This window comes from Streptomyces sp. NPDC030814, from assembly GCF_055572155.1.
The window spans coordinates 1-21,396 of sequence record NZ_JBVIDX010000051.1 but is presented as its reverse complement, the minus strand read 5'-3'; the positions used below and the strand labels follow the sequence as shown (position 1 = coordinate 21,396).

Below are 21,396 nucleotides of genomic sequence, written 5' to 3'. Positions count from 1 at the left end.
TCATGACATGCCCAGGTCGTTGTCGATGAGGGCGAAGATCTCCTCGGCGCCGGCGGACTCGATCCGGTCCTGGAGGTCGCCGCCGTCGTCGTCCGTGTGGTCGACGGACGGTTCGCCCTGACCGCTCCAGCGGGAGGCGAGCGCCAGCAGGCGGGAGGCGATCCGGCTGCGCCGGGTGTCGTCCTCGGCGAGCTCGGCGAGAGCGGCCTCCAGTTGGTCGAGGGCGTCCAGTGCGGGCGCTCCGCCTCCGCCTTCGGCCACGGTCAGCGACCGCAGGTGGCGGGCGAGGACGCGGGGGGTGGGCTGGTCGAACAGGAGGGTGGCGGGCAGTTGCAGCCCGGCGGAGACGCCGAGCCGGTTGCGCAGTTCCACTGCCATCAGCGAGTCGAAGCCGAGTTCACTGAAGGCCCGGTCGGCATCGACGGCGTCGGCGGAGGCATGCCCGAGCACGGTGGCGACATGGCCGCGGACCAGCTGGATGAGCAGCCGCTCCTGCTCGGCCTCGGCGAGCCCGGCCAGCCGGGTGCGCAGTGCGCCGCTGTCCGCCCCGGCGTCGCCGTCCCGCTCCCGTGCCCGCAGTGACAGGGCCTGGGCCTCGGGCAGTTCGCCGAACAGGGGGGCGGGCCGTACGGCGGTGAAGCCGGGCACGAAGCGGTCCCAGGTCAGCTCGGCGACGGTGAGCGTGGCGTCCTCGTGGGCAATCGCCCGGTCGAGGGCGGCGAGCGCGGTGTCCGGGTCGAGCGGGACGACTCCGCCGCCCCGCAGCCGTGCCTCGGCTTCGGGGCCCCCGGCCGCCATACCGCCGCCGGCCCACGGGCCCCAGGCCACGGAGGTGGCGGGCAGGCCCTCGGCGCGGCGCCGGGCGGCGAGCGCGTCGAGGTAGGCGTTCGCCGCGGCGTAGTTGGCCTGGCCCGCCGAGCCGACCGTGCCGGCGAAGGAGGAGAACAGGACGAACGCCGACAGTTCGCGGTCGCGGGTGAGCCGGTCGAGGTTGCGGGCGGCGGCCAGCTTCGGCCGCAGCACCACGTCCAGTCGCTCGGGGGTGAGCGACTGCAGGAGCCCGTCGTCCAGGACCCCGGCGGCGTGCACCACGGCGTCGACCGGGTGCTCGGCCAGCAGTGCGGCCAGGGCGTCGGGTTCGGCGGTGTCGCAGGCGGCCAGCGTCACCTGCGCCCCGTGAGCGGTCAGTTCGGCGCCCAGCGCGTCGGCGCCGTCGGCGTCCGGCCCGCGGCGGCCCACCAGCACCAGGTGACGGGCGCCGCGTTCGGCGAGCCGCCGGGCGATCCGGGCGCCGAGTGCTCCGGTGCCTCCGGTGATCAGCACGGTCTCTCCCGCGCAGGTCCACTCGGAAGCCTGGGCGTCGGAGGGCCGGGCGTGCACCAGGCGGCGGGCGAAGACGCCGGCGGCCCGTACGGCGATCTGGTCCTCCCCCGTGGTGCCGCAGAGCAGTACCGCGAGCCGTTCGGCGGTCCGCCCGTCGAGGTCGGCGGGGAGGTCGACGAGACCGCCCCAGCGTTGCGGGTGTTCCAGCGCCGCGACCCGGCCCAGGCCCCAGGTGGCGGCCTGGGTGGGCGCGGTCACGCTCTCCCGGTCCGTCACGGCGACGGCGCCGACGGTGGCGGCCCACAGCGGGGCGCCGATCTCCAGGTCGCCGAGTGCCTGGGTGAGGGCGAGCAGCGCGGCCAGACCGGCGGGGGTGGCGGCGCGGTCCGCGGTGGCCGCGGGCTCCTCGTCGAGCGCCAGCAGCGACAGCACGCCTTGCACGGCGTCCGGTTCGGTGACCTTGCGCAACTGCTCGACGAGCGCGGTGCGGTCGGTGAGGGCGCAGTCCACGACGAGCGGCACGATCTCGGCGCCGTACGCGGTCAGGCCCTCGGCCAGCGTGTCCGTCCACGGGTCGTCGGCCCGGGAGGCGGGGACGGCCAGCAGCCAGGTGCCCGACAGTACGGGCGGAGGGCCGTCCGGTACCGGGCGCCAGACCACGGTGTAGGCCGAGGAGTCGAGCGCGGAACGCTCGCGGCGGCGGCGCCGCCAGGAGGAAAGCGCGGGCAACAATTCGCCGAGCGGGGTGCCGTCGTCGAGGTCGGGGCGCTCGGTCAGTTCGCCGAGGTCGCCGCGTTCGACGGCGGCCCAGAACTCGTGGTCGACGCCGTCCGTGTCGCCCGGCGTGTCGGTGGTGGCGGGCCTGGCCGCCTCCAGCCAGTAGCGGTCGCGCTGGAAGGCGTACGTCGGCAGTTCCACCGTGCGGGCCGGGCCGGTCAGTCCGGTCGGCGCGGCGGCGAGCCCGCGTACGTGCAGGGTGCCGGCTGCCAGCAGGGCGGCGACCGGCTCCGGGCGGCCCCGGCGCAGTACGGGGACGGCGACGGCGGCCTCGGCCGGTGCCTGCGAGCCGTGATGCCCCGGCTCCTGCAAGGTGTCGAGGGTCATCGCGGTCAGCGAGCCGTCCGGGCCGAGTTCCACGAACGTGCCGACGCCGTCCTGACTGAGGCGGCGTACGCCGTCCGCGAAGCGCACGGTCTGCCGCACATGCCGCACCCAGTGGCCGGGCGAGGTCAGTTCCGCCTCGGTGGCCCGGTCACCCGTCACGTTGGAGACGATCGGGATCGCCGGCGCGGCGTATCGTACGCCGCGCGCGACCTCTTCGAACTCCGCAAGCATCGCGTCCATATGCGCCGAGTGAAACGCATGGCTGACCCGCAAACGCCTAGTCTTTCGGCCCAGCGCGGCGAAATGCCCGGCGATGTCGGACACGGCGTCCTCGTCTCCGGAGACGACCACGGCCGCGGGCCCGTTGACGGCGGCGACCGCGATGTGCTGGTCGCGTCCGGTGAGCAGCGGCGCCACCTCGTCCTCGGACGCCTGCACGGCTGCCATCGCGCCGCCCTCGGGCAGCGCCTCCATCAGCCGGCCGCGGGCCGCTACCAGGGCGCACGCGTCGCGCAGGGGCAGCACTCCGGCGACGTGCGCGGCGGACAGTTCGCCGATGGAGTGACCCATCAGCGCGTCCGGCTCGACCCCCCACGAGCGCACGAGCTCGTACAGGGCCACGTGGACGGCGAACAGGGCGGGCTGGGTGTAGGCGGTGCGGTCCAGCAGACCGGCCCGCTCCGTGCCCTCATCCGCGAGGACGACGTCGGCCAGCGGTGTGTCGAGGTGCGGCGCGAACGCGTCACAGACGCGGTGGAAGGCCTCGGCGTACACGGGGAACCGCTCAAGGAGTTCCCGGCCCATGCCGGGCCGCTGCGAGCCCTGTCCACTGAACAGGAACGCCGTGCGGCCCCGCGGTCCGGTGCGGCCGCGCACCACCGCGGCGGTGTCCTCGCCGCTGCCGAGCGCGGCCAGGGCGGACAGGAATTCGACCCGGTCCTCCGCGACCACCACGGCCCGGTGCTCGAAGGCCGCGCGGCCGGTGGCCAGGGTGTGGGCCACGTCGGCGGGGGACGGCTCCGGATCGGCGGTCAGCCGGGCGCGCAGCCGCTCGGCCTGCCCGCGCAGGGCGGCGGCCGACCGTCCGCTCAGCGGCCAGGCGACGGGCCCCTCGGCCGGCGGCTCGACGCTCGGCTGTTGCGTCACGCCCTCCTCCAGGACGATGTGGGCGTTGGTGCCGCTGATGCCGAACGACGAGACCGCGGCGCGCCGCGGGCGTCCCGTCCGCGGCCAGGGCACCGGTTCGGCCAGCAGTTCGATCCGTCCGGCCGTCCAGTCGACGTGGCTGGTCGGCTCGGTGACGTGCAGGGTGCGCGGCAGCGTCCCGTGCCGCATCGCCAGCACCGTCTTGATGACGCCGGCGACGCCTGCGGCGGCCTGGGTGTGGCCGATGTTGGACTTCACGGATCCGAGCCACAGGGGCTGTTCGCGGTCCTGGCCGTAGGTGGCGAGGAGTGCCTGGGCCTCGATCGGGTCGCCCAGGGTCGTGCCGGTGCCGTGCGCCTCCACCGCGTCGACGTCGGCGGGCGTGAGGCCGCCCGACGTCAGCGCGGCGTGGATGACGCGCTGCTGCGAGGGACCGTTGGGCGCGGTCAGGCCGTTGCTGGCGCCGTCCGAGTTGACGGCGCTGCCGCGGACCACGGCGAGCACCGGGTGACCGTTGCGGCGGGCGTCGGCCAGCCGCTCCAGCAGCAGGATGCCGGCGCCTTCGCCCCAGCCGGTGCCGTCGGCGTCGTCCGAGAAGGCCTTGCAGCGGTGGTCACCGGCGAGACCGCCCTGCCGGTCGAACTCGGCGAAGGCGCCAGGTGTCGCCATCACGGTCACGCCGCCCGCGAGCGCCAGATCGCACTCGCCGGACCGCAGCGACTGTGCGGCCCAGTGCAGTGCCACGAGGGAGGACGAGCAGGCGGTGTCCACGGTGACCGCCGGGCCCTCCAGGCCCAGCGCATAGGCGACCCGGCCGGAGGCGACGCTCGCGGCGTGCCCGGTGAAGAGCTGTCCCTGCGCTTCCTCGGGGACGTCGTGGGCGGCCGACCCGTAGCCCTGGTAGTTCGTGCCGACGAACACGCCGGTACGGGAACCGTGCAGGCCGCGCGGATCGATCGCGGCCCGCTCCAGGGCCTCCCAGGAGATCTCCAGCAGGAGCCGCTGCTGGGGGTCCATGGCCACCGCCTCACGCGGCGAGATCCCGAAGAAGTCGGCGTCGAACTCGGCGGCGTCGTACAGGAATCCGCCCTCGATGCCGTCCGCGTGCCAGCCGCGGTCGGCGGGCGGGGCCCCGATGGCGTCCACGCCGTCGGCGAGGAGCCGCCAGAAGTCCTCCGGGCCGCGCACGCCGCCGGGGAACCGGCAGCCGATGCCGACGATGGCGATCCGCGCGTCGTCGGCGGCGGCGCCGGCAGCTGTGACGGCCATGACCGTGGCGGCGGTGGATCCGGCCGGGGACTCGGTGTCGAGGAGTTCGGCGCCGATGTGGCGCGCGAGCGCCTGCGGAGACGGATAGTCGAACACCAGGGTCGCCGGCAGCCGCAGACCGGTCGCCGCGTTCAGGCGGTTGCGCAGTTCCACGGCGGTCAGCGAGTCGATGCCGAGGCCGCGGAAGTCCCGGGTGGCCTCCACGGTGTCCGGCCCGGAGTGGCCGAGTACCAGGGCCGTCTGGGTACGTACGAGGTCCAGCACCGCCGTCTCGCGCTCGGTCTGCCCGAGCGCCATGAGCCGGGCCCGGATGCCGTGCCCGTCGGCGGTGCCGTCCGCCGCGGCGGCCGTGCGCCGTGCCGGTGCGACGGCCAGACCGCGGAGCATGGCGGGCAGCACCGCCACCGCCTGCCGGTCCCGCAGCACGCGCCGGTCGAGCGCGATCGGCACGAGCACGGGTTCGGTCCGGCCCAGGGCCGCGTCCAGGGCGCCGAGACCCTGTTCGGGGGCGAGCGGTTGCATGCCACCGCGTGCCATGCGTCGCAGGTCGGCTTCCGTGAGCTCGGCGGTCATGCCCGCGCCGGGGGCCCAGGGGCCCCAGGCGAGGGACACCGCCGGGAGGCCCGCGGAGCGGCGGCGGGCGGCGAAGGCGTCCAGGAAGGCGTTGGCAGCCGCGTAGTTGGCCTGGCCCGCGCCGCCGAACGTGCCCGACACCGAGGAGAAGACCACGAACGCGGACAGGTCGGCGTCACGGGTCAGCTCGTGCAGATGCGCCACCGCGTCCACCTTCGGCCGCAGCACCTTCGCGACCCGCTCAGGGCTCAGGGAGGACACCACACCGTCGTCCAGGACACCCGCCGCGTGCACCACGGCGGTCAGAGAACGCCCGGCCAGCGCAGCGGCCACCTGGTCGCGGTCGGCCACATCCACCGCCACGACCTCGACCTCGGCACCCAAGCCGGTCAGCTCCGCGACGAGATCACCCGCGCCAGGGGCCTCCGGGCCGCGGCGGCCGGCCAGCAGCAGACGCCGTATCCCGTGCTCGGTCACCAGGTGACGGGCCACCAACCCACCCAGACCACCCGTACCACCGGTCACCAGCACCGTCCCGTCCCGGTCCATCGGCACCGGAACGGTCAGCACCACCTTGCCCACATGCCGCGCCTGCGACAGATACCGGAACGCCTCCGCAGCCCTGCGCACATCCCAGCACGTCACCGGCAACGGCGTCAGCACACCCGCCTCGAACAAGGCAACCAGGTCGGACAGCATGGCGCCGATCCGCTCCGGACCGGCGTCCCACAGATCGAACGCACGGTAGGTCACGCCCGGGTGCTCGGCGGCCACGGTCTCCGGGTCACGGACATCGGTCTTGCCCATCTCCAGGAACCGGCCACCACGCGGCAACAACCGCAACGACGCGTCCACGAACTCACCGGCCAGCGAGTCCAGCACCACATCCACACCACGACCACCGGTCGCCGCCAGGAACGCCGCCTCGAACTCCGTATCACGCGAAGACGCGATATGCCCCTCGTCCAGACCCAGTCCGCGCAGCGTGCCCCACTTGCCGGCACTGGCCGTACCGAACACCTCGGCAGCCAGATGCCGCGCCAACTGCACCGCCGCCATACCCACACCACCGGCAGCCGCATGCACCAGCACCGACTCACCGGAGCGCACACCACCCAGGTCGGTCAACGCGTAGTAGGCGGTCAGGAACACGATCGGCACCGACGCCGCCTGCGCGAACGACCAGCCGGCCGGAATGCGGGCCACGGTCCGCGCGTCCGCAACCGCCACCGGACCGAAGGAACCGGGGAACATGCCGAACACGCGGTCGCCGACGGCCAGCCCCGAGACGCCCGGGCCGACCTCGGTCACCACACCCGCACCCTCCAGACCGAAGTCCTTCGCGTCACCCGGGTACATACCGAGCGCGTTCAGCACATCGCGGAAGTTGACGCCCGCCGCACGCACCGCGATGCGGACGTGCCCTGGCGTCAGCTCGGCGTCCGCCTCCGGCACCGGGCGCAGGCCCAGACCCTCCAGCGTGCCCTTCTCCACGATGTCCAGCCGCCAGGCCGACTTGCCTGCGGGAGGCGCGAGTTCACGGCCGGTGGCGGCGTGACCCAGACGGGGGGTGAAGGCGGTGCCGGCGCGTACGGCGATCTCGCTCTCGTCGGAGGCCAGCGCGGCCGGGACGACGGCCCATGACTCCTCGGCGCCGTCGACGTCGACCAGCGCGAACCGCCCCGGGTTCTCCGCCCGGGCCGCCCGGACCAGACCCCATACTGCGGCCAGGGCGGGATCGGGGGTCGCCGCGTCGAGGGCGACCGCGCCTTCGGTGACCACCACTAGGCGGGCGTCTTCGAAGCGCTCCTCGGTCAGCCAGGAACGGACCAGTTCCAGCACGTCGGTGGTGACCGTGTGCGCCGCCCGCGCGATGTCACCGGCCGGGGGTGTTACGCGTATCAGCGCGTCCTGTCCGGCGCCGACTCCGGTGGCCGGCAGCGACGTCGGAAGGTCCGAGGCGGTGGTGTACCGCGTGCCGCCCGCGGTCGCGTCGAGCGGGAGCGGCGTCCAGTCGACCCGGTGCAGCAGTTCGGCGTGCGGGGTTGTCGGAGTCCCGGCGGCCGGTGCGGTGAGGGCGCGCAGCGTGAGGGAGCCGATGGTGGCGACGGGAGCGCCGGAGGGATCGGCCAGGTCGAGGGCGACCGAGCCGGCACCGGTGGCCCGCAGGCGGGCGTGGAGCCGAGACGCACCGGTGGCGTGCAGGGTGACGCCGGACCACGAGAAGGGCAGGCCCGGGCCGGACGCCTCTCCCGGGGGGCCGTCGGTGGCGCTCGGGGCGACTCCGAGGGCGTGCAGCACCGAGTCCAGCAGGGCGGGGTGGACGCCGTAGCGACGGGCGTCGGGAGCGGCCTCGTCGGGGAGGGCCGCCTCGGCGAACAGATCGTCGCCGCGCCGCCGGACGGACACCAGTCCGCGGAACAGAGGTCCATAGGCCAGACCGGTGTCCGCCAGCCGCTCGTAGAGCGTGTCGGTGGGGATTTCGGCGGCGTCGGCGGGCGGTAGCGTGGCCGCTTCCCCTTCCGCCGCCGGCGTGGCGGCCTCGGGGAGGAGGGTGCCGCTCGCGTGCTGGATCCACAGCTCGTCGTCGGGTCCGGTGGTGTCCGAGCCGGACGAGGGGCGGGAGTACACGCCGATCTCACGGCGCCCGGCGGGGTCCGGGGCACCGACGGTGACCTGCAGCTGCGCTGCGCCGTGCGCGGGCAGTACCAGAGGCGTCCGCAGCGTGAGTTCCTCCACCTGGCCGCAGCCGACGCGGTCCGCCGCATGCAGGGCGAGTTCCAGGAACGCGGTGCCGGGCAGCAGGACGGAGCCGGAGACCACATGTTCGGCCAGCCACGGCTGGAGCTGGGCGGAGAGCCGTCCGGTGAAGACCGCGGCCCCGCTGTCCGCCATGGTGACGGCCGCGCCGAGCAGCGGGTGCCCGGCGGCGGACAGACCGGCCGAGCGGAGGTCGCCGAGGTGGCCGCCGGTGGGGCGCGGCCAGTAGCGGCCGTGCTGGAAGGCGTAGGTGGGCAGTTCGATGGGGCGCACGGCGGGGAAGAACGCGGACCAGGTGGCCTCGGCGCCGTGCGCGAAGAGGGTCGCGGTCGCCGAGAGCAGCGTCGTGGCCTCGGGGCGTTCGGGGCGCAGGGCCGGGACCGCGACCGCGTCGCCGTCGGTGAGGGAGACGTGGGCCAGCGCGGTCAGGGTCCCGTCCGGTCCGAGCTCCAGGTACCGGGTGACGCCCTCGGCCTCCAGGGCCGCCACGGCGTCGGCGAAGCGGACGGTCCGGCGGACATGGCGTACCCAGTACTCCGGGCTGCACAGCTCGTCGGCCGTTGCCGACTGACCGGTGACCGTGGAGACGACGGGCAGGTGGGGCCGCTCGTACGTGAGACTCTCCGCGACCTTGCGGAAGTCGGCCAGCATGGGTTCCATCAGCGGGGAATGGAACGCGTGGCTGACCCGCAGCGCGGTGACCTTGCGGTCCTGTGCACGGAAGTGGTCCGCGATCTCCTCCACGGCCCGCGCCGCGCCCGCGACGACCACCGCCCGGGGCCCGTTGACCGCCGCGATGCCCACCTCGCCACCGAGCAGAGGCAGCACCTCCTCCTCGGTGGCCTGCAGCGCGACCATCGCACCGCCCTCCGGCAGGGCCTGCATCAGCCGGCCACGCGCCGCCACCAGACGGCAGGCGTCCGCCAGTGACCACACACCGGCCGCGTGCGCGGCGGCGATCTCACCGATCGAATGCCCGGCGAGCACGTCCGGGCGTACGCCCCAGGACTCGAGCAGCCGGAACAGGGCCACTTCCAGCGCGAACAGCGCGGGCTGGGTGAACTCCGTCCGGCCGAGCGGCTCGATGTCGTCCCCGAAGACGATTTCCCGCAGGGGGCACGGCAGTTCCGCGTCGACATGCGCGCACACGGCGTCGAAGGCTTCCGCGAAGACGGGGTAGGTCTCGTACAACTGCCTTCCCATGCCGGGGCGTTGGGCGCCCTGGCCCGCGAAGAGGAACGCTGTACGACCGTCTGCCCGGACGCGGCCGGTGACGACGCCCGAGGCGGGCTCGCCCAGGGCCAGGGACGTCAGGGCCGACACCAGTTCCGCGCGGTCGGCGCCCAGGATCACGGCGCGGTTCTCGAGCGCGGTGCGGGTGGTGGCGAGGGAGAGGCCGAGGCTTTCCGTGGTGAGTCCGGGCCGGGCGTCCACGTGCGCGAGGAGCCGTTCCGCCTGCTCGCGCAGGGCGTTCTCGGATGCGCCGGAGATCACCCAGGGCAGCGGGGCTCGGGGCCCGGTGCCGCTGTCGGCTTCCGCCTGGGCTGCGGCTACGGGTTCGAGTTCGGCTTCGGCGTCCTGATGGGGTGTCGGCGCGGTCGCGCCGGGCTCCTCGCCGGTCCGCGGCCCCTTGTCCGACCAGGGCTGTTCGATGATGACGTGGGCGTTGGTGCCGGAGACGCCGAACGCGGAGACACCCGCGCGGCGCGGCCGGTCGCCGCTGGGCCACTGGGTGCTCTCGGTGAGCAGTTCCACGGCGCCCGCCGACCAGTCGACGTGCGTGCTGGGCGCATCGGCGTGCAGGGTGGGCGGCAGCACGCCGTGGTTCATGGCCAGCACCATCTTGATGACGCCGGCGACACCTGCGGCGGCCTGGGTGTGGCCGATGTTGGACTTCAGCGAGCCGAGCCACAACGGCCGTTCGCGGTCCTGGCCGTACGCGGCGAGCAGGGCCTGGGCCTCGATCGGATCGCCCAGGGTCGTACCGGTGCCATGTGCCTCCACCGCGTCCACCTCGGCCGGGGTCAGACCGGCGTGGGCGAGGGCGGCGCGGATGACCCGTTGCTGGGCGGGACCGTTGGGCGCGGTCAGGCCGTTGCTGGCGCCGTCCTGGTTGACGGCGGAACCGGCGACCACGGCCAGCACCGGATGTCCGTTGCGGCGGGCGTCGGAGAGCCGCTCCACGACGAGCACACCCACGCCCTCGGCCCAGCCGGTGCCGTCGGCCTCGTCGGAGAACGCCTTGCACCGGCCGTCCGCCGCCAGCCCGCGCTGACGGCTGAACTCCAGGAATGCGCCAGGGGTCGACATGACGGTGACACCACCGGCGAGGGCGAGGTCGCACTCGCCCTCCCGCAGCGCCTGCACCGCGAGGTGGAGGGCGACGAGCGAGGACGAGCAGGCGGTGTCGACGGTGAGGGCGGGTCCTTCGAGGCCGAGGACGTAGGCGATACGACCGGAGACCACGGCGGCGGCGTTGCCGGTGCCGAGGTAACCGTCGCCGGCGTCGGGTGTGCTGAGCAGCAGCGCAGGATAGTCCTGGCCGTTGGAGCCCATGAAGACGCCCGTCCGGGTACCGCGCAGGGCGCCGGGGGCGATGGCGGCGCGCTCCAGCGCCTCCCACGAGGTCTCCAGCAGCAGCCGCTGCTGGGGGTCCATGGCGACGGCCTCGCGGGGGGAGATGCCGAAGAAGGCCGGGTCGAAGTCGCCGACGCCGGTGAGGAATCCGCCGTGCCGGGTGTAGCTGGTGCCGGGGCGGCCCGGTTCCGGGTGGTAGAGCGCGTCGAGGTCCCAGCCCCGGTCGGCGGGGAACTCGGTGATGGCGTCCCGTCCGGCGGCGACCAGTTCCCACAGTTCGTCGGGCCCGGTGACGTCACCGGGCAGACGGCAGCCCATGCCGACGATGACGATCGGGTCGTCGGCCGTGCGCTCCACGCGTGCCGTGCCGGCCGGGATGTCGGGCTGTGCGCCCCGGGACTCGTCGAACAACTCCCCGTGCACGAACGCGGCGAGGTCGACCGGGGTGGGGTGGTCGAAGACCAGGGTGGCGGGCAGGGTCAGACCGGTCTCGGAGGCCAGGCGGTTGCGCAGTTCGACGGCGGTGAGGGAGTCGAAGCCGGAGTCGCGGAAGGCGCGCCGGGTCTCCAGCAGCCCCGCGTCGGCGTGGCCGAGGACGGCGGCGGCCTGGGTACGGATCAACTCCAGGAGCGTGCGGGTGCGTTCGGCGGCCGGGCGGCCGGCCAGACGTGCGCGCAGTGCCGCGCCCGCTCCGTCGTCCCGCGCGCCGCTCTGCCCGACGCTCAGCGCGTCCCGCGCCTCGGGCAGGTCGGTGAGCAGCGGGCTGGGGCGCGTGCTGGTGAAGCCGGGGGCGAACCGGGACCAGTCGACGTCGGCGACGACCTGGCCGGTGACGTCCTGCTGGAGGACCCGGCGGAGCGCGGCGAGCGCCGTGTCGGGGTCGAGGGCGGCGAGGCCGCGTCGGCGCAGGTACTCCTCGGCTCCCCCCTCGGCGGCCATGCCGCCCTCGGCCCAGGGGCCCCAGGCGACGGAGGTGGCGGTGGCGCCGCGGGCGCGGCGCTGTTCGGCCAGGCCGTCGAGGTAGGCGTTGGCGGCGGCGTAGGCGGTCTGCCCCCCGCTGCCCCAGACACCGGCGATGGAGGAGAACAGTACGAATGCGTCGAGCGGGCGGTCGCCCTGGGCGCGCAGCATCGCGTCGAGGTGGGCGGCGCCGTGTGCCTTGGCGGCGAGGACCGCCCGGAAACGGTCGGCGTCGAGGTCGGGCAGCGGCACGGTGTCGGTGACGCCGGCCGCGTGGACGACCGCGTCGACGGTGTGGCGGTCGAGCAGGCGCTCGACGGCCGCACGGTCGGCGACGTCGCAGGACTCGATCGTCACCCGGGCCCCGAGCGTGGTGAGCGCGGCCGTCAGTTCGGCGGCGCCGGGGGCGTCGGGGCCGCGCCGGCCGGTCAGAACGAGGTGCTCCGCGCCCTGTTCGGCGGCCCAGTGGGCGACCCGGGCGCCCAGGGCGCCGGTGCCGCCGGTGATCAGGACGGTGCCGCGGGGCTGCCAGCCGCTCGCGCCGGTGTGCGGGGCGGCCGTGTCCTCGGCGTGCAGCAGGCGTCGTACGAAGACTCCGGAGGCACGCACCGCGAGCTGGTCCTCGTCGCCGGACCGGGCGAGCACGGCGGTGAGCCGTGCCGCGGCTCGTCGGTCGACGGTCCGCGGCAGGTCGACGAGGCCGCCCCACCGGTGGGCCAGCTCCAGTGCGGCCACCCGGCCCAGGCCCCACAGCGCGGCCTGGGCCGGCTCGGGGGCGGCGTCGGAGCGTGCGGTGGACACCGCGCCGCGGGTGGCCAGCCACAGGGGTGCGGTCACCTCGGCGTCGTCGAGTGCCTGCACGAGCCGTACGGTGCGGAACAGGGCGTCGGCCGGGGAGGCGTCCCCCTCGTCGGCGGGCAGGGCGAGGACGCCCGCGAAGGTGCCCAGGCCGGCGAGACGGGCGGCCAGGACGGCGCGCTCCTCGTCCGGGGCGTACTCCCGCAGCACGGCTTCGGCGCCGCCGGCCGCCAGCGCGTCGGTGAGGGTACCGGCGAGGGGGGTGTCGGCCGTTCCGGCGGGGGTGAGGACGAGCCAGCGTCCGGTGAGCGGACTGTCGGCGGCCTGGTCGATGGGCTGCCAGGCGACGCGGTAGCGCAGCCGGTCCACCCGGCCGAGCTCGCGTCGGCCGCGCCACCACTGCGACAGGGCGGGCACGAGGGGACGTACGAGCCCTTCGTCGACGTCCAGGGTGCCGGCGAGGGCGGCGATGTCCTCGTCCTCGACGGCGCTCCAGAAACCGGCGTCCCCGCCGCCGCCCTCACCGGTGACCGCCGTGCCGGGCGGGGTGGGCTCCAGCCAGTACCGTTCGCGGCGGAACGCGTACGTCGGCAGGTCCACGGTCCCGGCGCCCGTACCGGCGAAGACGGCCGGCCAGTCGACCGGCGCGCCGTGGGCGAAGGCTCCGGCGACCGCCGCCATGAGCGAGGCGGGTTCGGGCCGGTCCTTGCGGAGAGTGGGCACGGCGGGCGGTGCGTCGCTCTCGAAGCAGTCCTGGGCGAGGGCGGTGAGCGTGCCGTCGGGGCCCAGCTCGACGAAGCGGGCCACCCGGCGCTGGGCCAGCAGCCGTATCCCGTCGGCGAATCGGACGGGTTCGCGGACGTGCCGGACCCAGTGGTCCGGCGAGCACAGGTCTGCCGGGCGGGTGATCTCGCCGGTCACGTCGGAGACGATCGTCAGCCGGGGCGTGTGGTAGGTGAGGGTTTCGGCGACCGCCCGGAATTCCTGGAGCATGGGCTCCATCAGCGGGGAGTGGAAGGCGTGGCTGACCCGCAGTGCCGTGACCTTGCGGTCCTGGGCGCGGAAGTGCGCGGCCGTCTCCTCCACCGCGTCGGCGGCACCGGAGATCACCACCGCCCGGGGGCCGTTGACGGCGGCGATGCCGACCCGGTCGTTCAGCAGGGGCAGGACTTCGTCCTCGGTGGCCTGGAGTGCGGCCATGGCGCCGCCCTCCGGCAGGGCCTGCATCAGACGGCCGCGGGCCACGACCAGCCGGCAGGCGTCCGCCAGGGACCACACGCCGGCGACATGGGCGGCCGCCAGCTCGCCGACGGAATGGCCCAGCAGGAACTTCGCGGTGACGCCCCATGACTCCAGCAGCCGGAACAGGGCCACTTCGAGCGCGAAGAGCGCGGGCTGCGCGTACTCGGTGCGGTTCAGCCGGTCCGCGTCCTCGCCGAAGACGATGTCGCGGAGACTGAAGGGCAGTTCGGCGTCCACGGCGTCGAACGCCGCGGCGAAGACGGGATGGACCTCGTACAACTCGCGTCCCATGCCGAGCCGTTGGGAGCCCTGTCCGGCGAACAGGAAGGCAGTGGCGCCACGCGCGGTGCGCCCCCGGACGGTCGCGCTGCCCGCGCCGCCCTCGGCGAGCGCGGCCAGTTCCCGTACGGCGGTGTCGTGGTCGCCGGCGAGGACGACCGCCCGGTGCTCCAGGGCGGTCCGGGTGGTGGCGAGCGCGTGACCCACGTCCAGCGGGCGCGGCGGCCGGGTCTCGTCCCGCAGCCTCGCGAGCAGGCGGGCGGCCTGCGCCCGTATCGCCTCCTCACTGCGCGCGGACACCGGCCACGGCACGACGGGCAGTGTCAGGGGCCCGGTGGTGGGGACCGGCGGCTGCGCGGCGGGGTCGCCGGGCTCCTCGGGTTCGGCGGCGGGCGCCTGCTCGATGACCGCGTGGGCGTTGGTGCCGCTGATACCGAACGACGACACACCGGCGCGGCGCGGGTGGCCCGTTGCCGGCCAGTCGGCCGGCTCGGTGAGCAGGCGGACGGCCCCGGCCGACCAGTCGACGTGCCGGGACGGCTCGGAGACGTGCAGGGTGCGCGGCAGCACTCCGTGCCGCATCGCCTCGACCATCTTGATGATGCTGCCGACGCCGGCGGCCGACTGGGTGTGCCCGATGTTCGACTTCAACGAGCCGAGCCACAGCGGCTGCTCGCGGTCCTGCCCATAGGTGGCGAGCAGGGCCTGCGCCTCGATGGGGTCGCCGAGCGAGGTACCGGTGCCGTGCGCGTCGACGGCGTCCACCTCGGCGGGGGTCAGACCCGCGTTGGCCAGGGCCGCTCGGATGACCCGCTGCTGGGCGGGACCATTGGGCGCGGTGAGGCCGTTGGAGGCGCCGTCGGAGTTGATCGCGGTACCGCGGACCACGGCCAGCACCGGGTGACCGTTGCGGCGGGCGTCGGCCAGCCGCTCCACGAGCAGCATGCCGGCGCCCTCGGCCCAGCCCGTGCCGTCGGCGTCGTCGGAGAACGCCTTGCAGCGGCCGTCCGGGGCCAGCCCGCGCTGCCGGCTGAACTCGTAGAACATGGCCGGGGTGGCCATCACGGCCACACCTCCCGCGAGCGCCAGGTCGCATTCGCCGCGGCGCAGCGCCTGGCACGCCCAGTGCAGGGCGACGAGCGAGGAGGAGCAGGCCGTGTCGACGGTGACGGTCGGCCCCTCCAGCCCCAGGGTGTACGCGATGCGGCCGGAGGCGACCGAGGTGGCGTTGCCCGCCAACAGCAGTCCCTGCACCCCCTCGGGGAACTCGCTCACGCCGGCCCCGTAGCCGGAGGTGGCCGCGCCGACGAAGACACCGGTGCTGCTGCCGCGCACGGAGCCGGGAGCGATACCGGCCCGCTCGAACGCCTCCCAGGAGATCTCCAGCAGCAGCCGCTGCTGCGGGTCCATCGCCAGCGCCTCACGCGGCGAGATCCCGAAGAAGTCCGCGTCGAAACGGGACGCCTCGTGCAGGAAACCGCCGCCGAGCGCGTAGAAGGTGCCGGGGTTGTCGGGGTCCGGGTCGTAGCCCGCCTCGACGTCCCAGCCGCGGTCTGCCGGGAAGCCGGAGATGGCGTCCCCGCCCTCGTCGACGAGCCGCCACAGCTCCTCCGGGCTGTCCACCCCGCCGGGGTAGCGGCAGCTCATCGCCACGATCGCGATCGGTTCCCGGTCGCGTGCCTCCACGTCGCGCAGTTGCCGCCGTGTCTGCCGCAGTTCGGCGGTCAACCGCTTGAGGTACTCGACGTACTTGTCGTCCATCTTGTCGTCTTCAGCCACCAACGCCACATCCCTGAGCCGATGCCAACGGTTTCCCGCGGCTGATCACGACATCCCGAGTTCTTTGTCGATCAGGTCGAACAGCTCGTCCGCCGTCTCGACGGATTCCAGTTCCCCGTCGTCGACGTCGGCGAGTGCCGCTCCGGAGCCCCCGGAGCCGGTGCCGTTGTCGTGTCCGGCACCTCCGCCCTTCGTTGCCGTCTCCTGCCACTTCGCCGTCAGCCGCTGCAGCCGGGAAGTGATCGTCGCGTGGTCGTCCCCGCCGACCGCCGCGGCGCCGAGCGCGGCCTCCAGCCGGTCCAGTTCGACCAGGAGTGGCACCGCCGTCACGGCCGCGCCCGGGCCCTCGCCCGCACCTGTGCCGGACGCCTCCGGCACAGTGATCTCCTCGAGCAGATGCGCCGCCAGCACCGTCGGCGTCGGATGGTCGAACACCAGCGTGGCCGGCAGCCTCAGCCGAGTGACGGCGTTGAGCCGGTTGCGCAGTTCGACGGCGGTGAGCGAGTCGAAGCCCAGCTCCTTGAACGCCTGGTCCGGTTCGATCTCGTCCGCCGAGGCGTGGCCGAGGGTGGCCGCCGCCTGGGCGCAGACCAGGTCGACGAGGTGCTGCTCCCGGTCGGCCGGCGCGAGCGCCGCCAGCCGGGCGCCGAGGTCCTGCCGGTCCGTGCCGGCCGCGCCGGCCGTCTCGGCCGCCCGCCGCGCCGGTGCCCGCACCAGGCCGCGCAGCAGCGGCGGTACGGCCTCGGCGTGAGCCCGCAGAGCCTGCAGGTCGAGGTTCACCGGCAGGAGCAGAGCCCGGTGCGTGGGTGCCGCAGCGGCCACGAGCCCGGCGCCATCGAGGAGTTCGAGCCCCTGCTCGGCGGTGAGCGGCCGCATACCGCCGCGTGCCATGCGTCGCAGGTCCGCCTCGGTCAGCTCGGCGGTCATGCCCGCGCCTGGGGCCCACGCGCCCCAGGCGAGAGACACCGCGGGCAGGCCGGAGGAGCGGCGGTGGGCGGCGAAGGCGTCCAGGAAGGCGTTGGCGGCGGCGTAGTTGGCCTGGCCCGCGCTGCCGAACGTACCGGCGACCGAGGAGAAGACCACGAACGCGGACAGATCCGCGTCACGGGTCAGCTCGTGCAGGTGGGTCACCGCGTCCACCTTCGGCCGCAGCACCTTCGCGAGCCGGTCCTCGGTCAGGGAGCCCACCACGCCGTCGTCCAGGACACCCGCCGTGTGCACCACCGCGGTCAGCGGGTGCTCGGCGGGAACGGCCGCGAGGGCGTCGGCGAGCTGGTCGCGGTCGGCCACATCCACCGCCACGACCTCGACCTCGGCACCCAAGCCGGTCAGCTCCGCGACGAGATCACCGGCGCCAGGGGCCTCCGGGCCGCGGCGGCCGGCCAGCAGCAGACGCCGTATCCCGTGCTCGGTCACCAGGTGACGGGCCACCAACCCACCCAGACCACCCGTACCACCGGTCACCAGCACCGTCCCGTCCCGGTCCATCGGCACCGGAACGGTCAGCACCACCTTGCCCACATGCCGCGCCTGCGACAGATACCGGAACGCCTCCGCAGCCCTGCGCACATCCCAGCACGTCACCGGCAACGGCGTCAGCACACCCGCCTCGAACAAGGCAACCAGGTCGGACAGCATGGCGCCGATCCGCTCCGGACCGGCGTCCCACAGATCGAACGCCCGGTAGGTCACCCCCGGGTGCCCGGCGGCCACGGTCTCCGGGTCACGGACATCGGTCTTGCCCATCTCCAGGAACCGGCCACCACGCGGCAACAACCGCAACGACGCGTCCACGAACTCACCGGCCAGCGAGTCCAGCACCACATCCACACCACGACCACCGGTCGCCGCCAGGAACGCCGCCTCGAACTCCGTATCACGCGAAGACGCGATATGCCCCTCGTCCAGACCCAGTCCGCGCAGCGTGCCCCACTTGCCGGCACTGGCCGTACCGAACACCTCGGCACCCAGATGCCGCGCCAACTGCACCGCCGCCATACCCACACCACCGGCAGCCGCATGCACCAGCACCGACTCACCGGAGCGCACACCACCCAGGTCGGTCAACGCGTAGTAGGCGGTCAGGAACACGATCGGCACCGACGCCGCCTGCGCGAACGACCAGCCGGCCGGAATGCGGGCCACGGTCCGCGCGTCCGCAACCGCCACCGGACCGAAGGAACCGGGGAACATGCCGAACACGCGGTCGCCGACGGCCAGCCCCGAGACGCCCGGGCCGACCTCGGTCACCACACCCGCACCCTCGCCGCCCAGTAGGCCGGCTTCGCCGGGGTACATGCCGAGGGCGTTGAGCACGTCGCGGAAGTTGACACCCGCCGCACGTACGGCGATACGGACCTGTCCCTCCGTCAAATCGGCCGTGGCCTCCGGGAAGGGGGTCAGGGCCAGGTTGTCCAGGGTGCCCTTCTCCACACTGTCCAGATGCCAGGCCGGCTCGCCCGAAGGCAGCGGGAGCCCGTCACCGGCGGGGACACGGCCGAGGCGGGGCGCGTACGGCACACCGTCGCGCAGGGCGAGCTCAGGCTCGCCGATGGCCAGGGCCTGGGCGAGCACGGCGCGGGACGCTTCCGTGCCGTCCGTGTCGACCAGCGCGAACCGGTCTGGTGCCTCCGCGCGCGCGGCCCGTACCAGGCCCCACACCGCGGCCAGGGCGGGATCGGGAACCGTTCCGTCGAGCGCGGCGGCGCCCTCGGTGACGATCACCAGACGGGACTCCTCGAACCGTTCGTCGGTGAGCCAGGAGCGCACGGCCTCCAGGACGCGGCCGGTCGCGGCGTGTGTCGCCTCCGCCACGTCACCGTCCGTACCGTCCGTGCCGCTCACGCCCCGGCCCGCGGCGAACAGCACAGTCGCGGGGACGGCTGCGGGCAGCTCGGCCAGGGTCGCGTAGGCCGCAGCACCGGGTGCGAGGTCGGCGCCGCCGACCGCCGCGAGGGCGTCCGTCGGGGAGGCGTCCGGCTCGGACGGCGTCACCTTCGTCCAGTCCACCTGGTAGAGGCCGTCACGGTGGCCGTCGGCCTCGGCACGAGCGGCGAGGTCGCCGGAGACCTGACGCAGGAGCAGCGACTCGACGGAGGCCACCTGACCGCCCGTCGGGTCGGCAAGCTGCAGGGCGACGGCTTCCGGACCGGCCTGCACCATCCGTACGCGCAGGGTCCGCGCGCCGGACGCCCGCAGTGACACGCCGCTCCACGAGAACGGCAGCCGTCCCTGGCCGGCGTCGGCCAGCGACACGAACATCATCGCGTGCAGGGCGGAGTCCAGGAGCGCGGGGTGGACGCCGAAGTCACCCGCGAGTCGATCGTGCTCGTCGGGGAGTCCGACCTCGGCGAAGATCTCGTCGCCGCGCCGCCAGACCGCGCGCAGCCCCTGGAACACCGGCCCGTAGGCGAATCCCGCCTCGGCGAAGCGGTCATAGAAGCCCTCCATGGGGACGGCCTCGGCGTTCGGAGGCGGCCATGCGGTCAGGTCGGGGGCCGCGGTGTCGGCCGGGGCCGGGTCGGCGGTCAGCGAGCCGCTGGCGTTCAGTGTCCACGGATCGGTGTCCAGCGCGTCCTCGGCGCGGGAGTACACCTCCACGGTGCGCCTGTCCGACTCGTCGGGTGCGCCCACCCTGACCTGGACCAGCCGTCCGGTGCGCTCGGGCACGATCAAGGGGGCGGCGATGGTCAGCTCGTCCACACGGTCGTAGCCGAGTTGTCCGGCGGCGCACAGGGCGAGTTCGAGGAACCCGGTGCCCGGGAAGAGGACCGTGCCGGTCACGGCGTGGTCCCGCAGCCAGGGGTGCGTCCTGAGCGAGAGCCGCCCGGTGAACAGCGCCTCCTCGCTGCCGGCCACATGCACGGCGGCACCGAGCAGCGGGTGCTCAGCCGAACCGACGCCCGCCGAGCCGAGGTCGCCGAGCGTGACACCGGTGAAGTCGGGCCAGTAGCGGCGGCGTTGGAAGGCGTACGTCGGCAGGTTCGGGGTCGGACACCGGTCGCCGCCGGTGAGCGCGCGCCAGTCGGCGTCGGCTCCGTGGACGAACAGTGCGGCGACGGCCGAGAGCGCGGCCGGGGCCTCGGGCCGGTCCTTGCGCAGCAGCGGTACGAAGACGGTGGCGTCGGTGGCGTCGAGGCAGGCCTGGGCGAGTGCGGTGAGGGTGCCGTCCGGGCCGAGTTCCACATAACGGCCGACGCCCTGCCCGGCGAGGACCTGGACGGCGTCGGCATAGCGGACGGCCCGGCGCACATGAGCGACCCAGTAGTCCGGCGACATCAGCTCCTCGGCCGTGGCCGTCTCACCGGTCACGGTGGAGACGAGGGGCAGCTTCGGACGCTCGTACGTCAGACCCTCGGCGACCTTGCGGAAGTCGGCCAGCATCGGCTCCATCAGCGGCGAGTGGAACGCATGACTCACCCGCAGCGCCGTGACCTTGCGGCCCTGGCCACGGAAGCGCTCCGCGATCTCCTCCACCGCCTGCGCCGCGCCCGAGACCACCACCGACCGGGGGCCGTTCACCGCCGCGATGCCCACCTCGTCACCGAGCAGAGGCAGCACTTCGTCCTCGGTGGCCTGGAGCGCGACCATCGCACCGCCCTCCGGCAGCGCCTGCATCAGCCGGCCACGCGCCGCCACCAGACGACACGCGTCCGCCAGCGACCACACCCCCGCCACATGCGCGGCAGCGATCTCACCGATCGAATGCCCCGCCAGCACATCCGGGCGCACACCCCACGACTCCAGCAACCGGAACAGGGCCACTTCCAGCGCGAACAACGCCGGCTGGGCGAACTCCGTCCGGTTCAGCAGCTCGGCGTCCTCACCGAACACCAACTCCCGCAGCGGACACGGCAGTTCGGTGTCGAGATGGGCACAGGCCGCGTCGAAGGCGTCCGCGAACACCGGATACGTGTCGTGCAGCTCCCGGCCCATGCCCAGGCGCTGGGACCCCTGACCCGCGAACAGGAACGCCGTGCGCGCGTCCCGCCGCACCGTCCCCGTCACGGCGTTGGCCACTTCCTCACCGGACGCGACCGCCTCCAACGCCCCCAGCAACTCCCCACGCCCCGAGCCCCAGACCACCGCCCGGTGCTCGAACAACGACCGCGACCGCACCAGAGCACCGCCGACCTCGACAGCCCCCAGCCCCTCGTCACCGGCCACGAACCCCGCCAGCCGCCCGGCCTGCGCCCGCAGCGCCGCACCCGAACGGCCCGACACCACCCACGGCACCACACCAGCCCCCACCGGCGCCGCCTCCGGCTCCGGCTCCGGCTCGACCGGCGGCTCCTCCAGCACCACATGCGCGTTCGTGCCACTCAGACCGAACGACGACACACCCGCCCGACGCGTCCCGCCATCGGCCCGAGGCCAGTCGACACGGTCCGTGAGCAACTCCACCGCACCGGCCGACCAGTCCACATGCGACGACGGCTCCTCCGCATGCAGCGTCCGCGGCAGCACACCGTGCTGCAACGCCAGCACCATCTTGATCACACCCGCCACACCCGCGGCGGCCTGCGTATGACCGATGTTCGACTTCACCGACCCCAGCCACAACGGCCGTTCACGATCCTGACCGTA

At 74.2% G+C, this 21,396-nt stretch carries 2 protein-coding genes; both read right to left on the bottom strand.

From position 1 onward, the window contains the following. On the bottom strand, positions 1-15,792 hold the full coding sequence (locus tag ACZ43N_RS42445; RefSeq protein ID WP_468105205.1) for a type I polyketide synthase: 15,792 nt from the start codon (positions 15,790-15,792) through the stop codon (positions 1-3). A 63-nt stretch (positions 15,793-15,855) separates the two neighbouring features. Continuing rightward, positions 15,856-21,396: type I polyketide synthase (locus ACZ43N_RS42440; RefSeq protein WP_468105201.1), on the bottom strand; the 5,541-nt coding region annotated here is incomplete at its 5' end.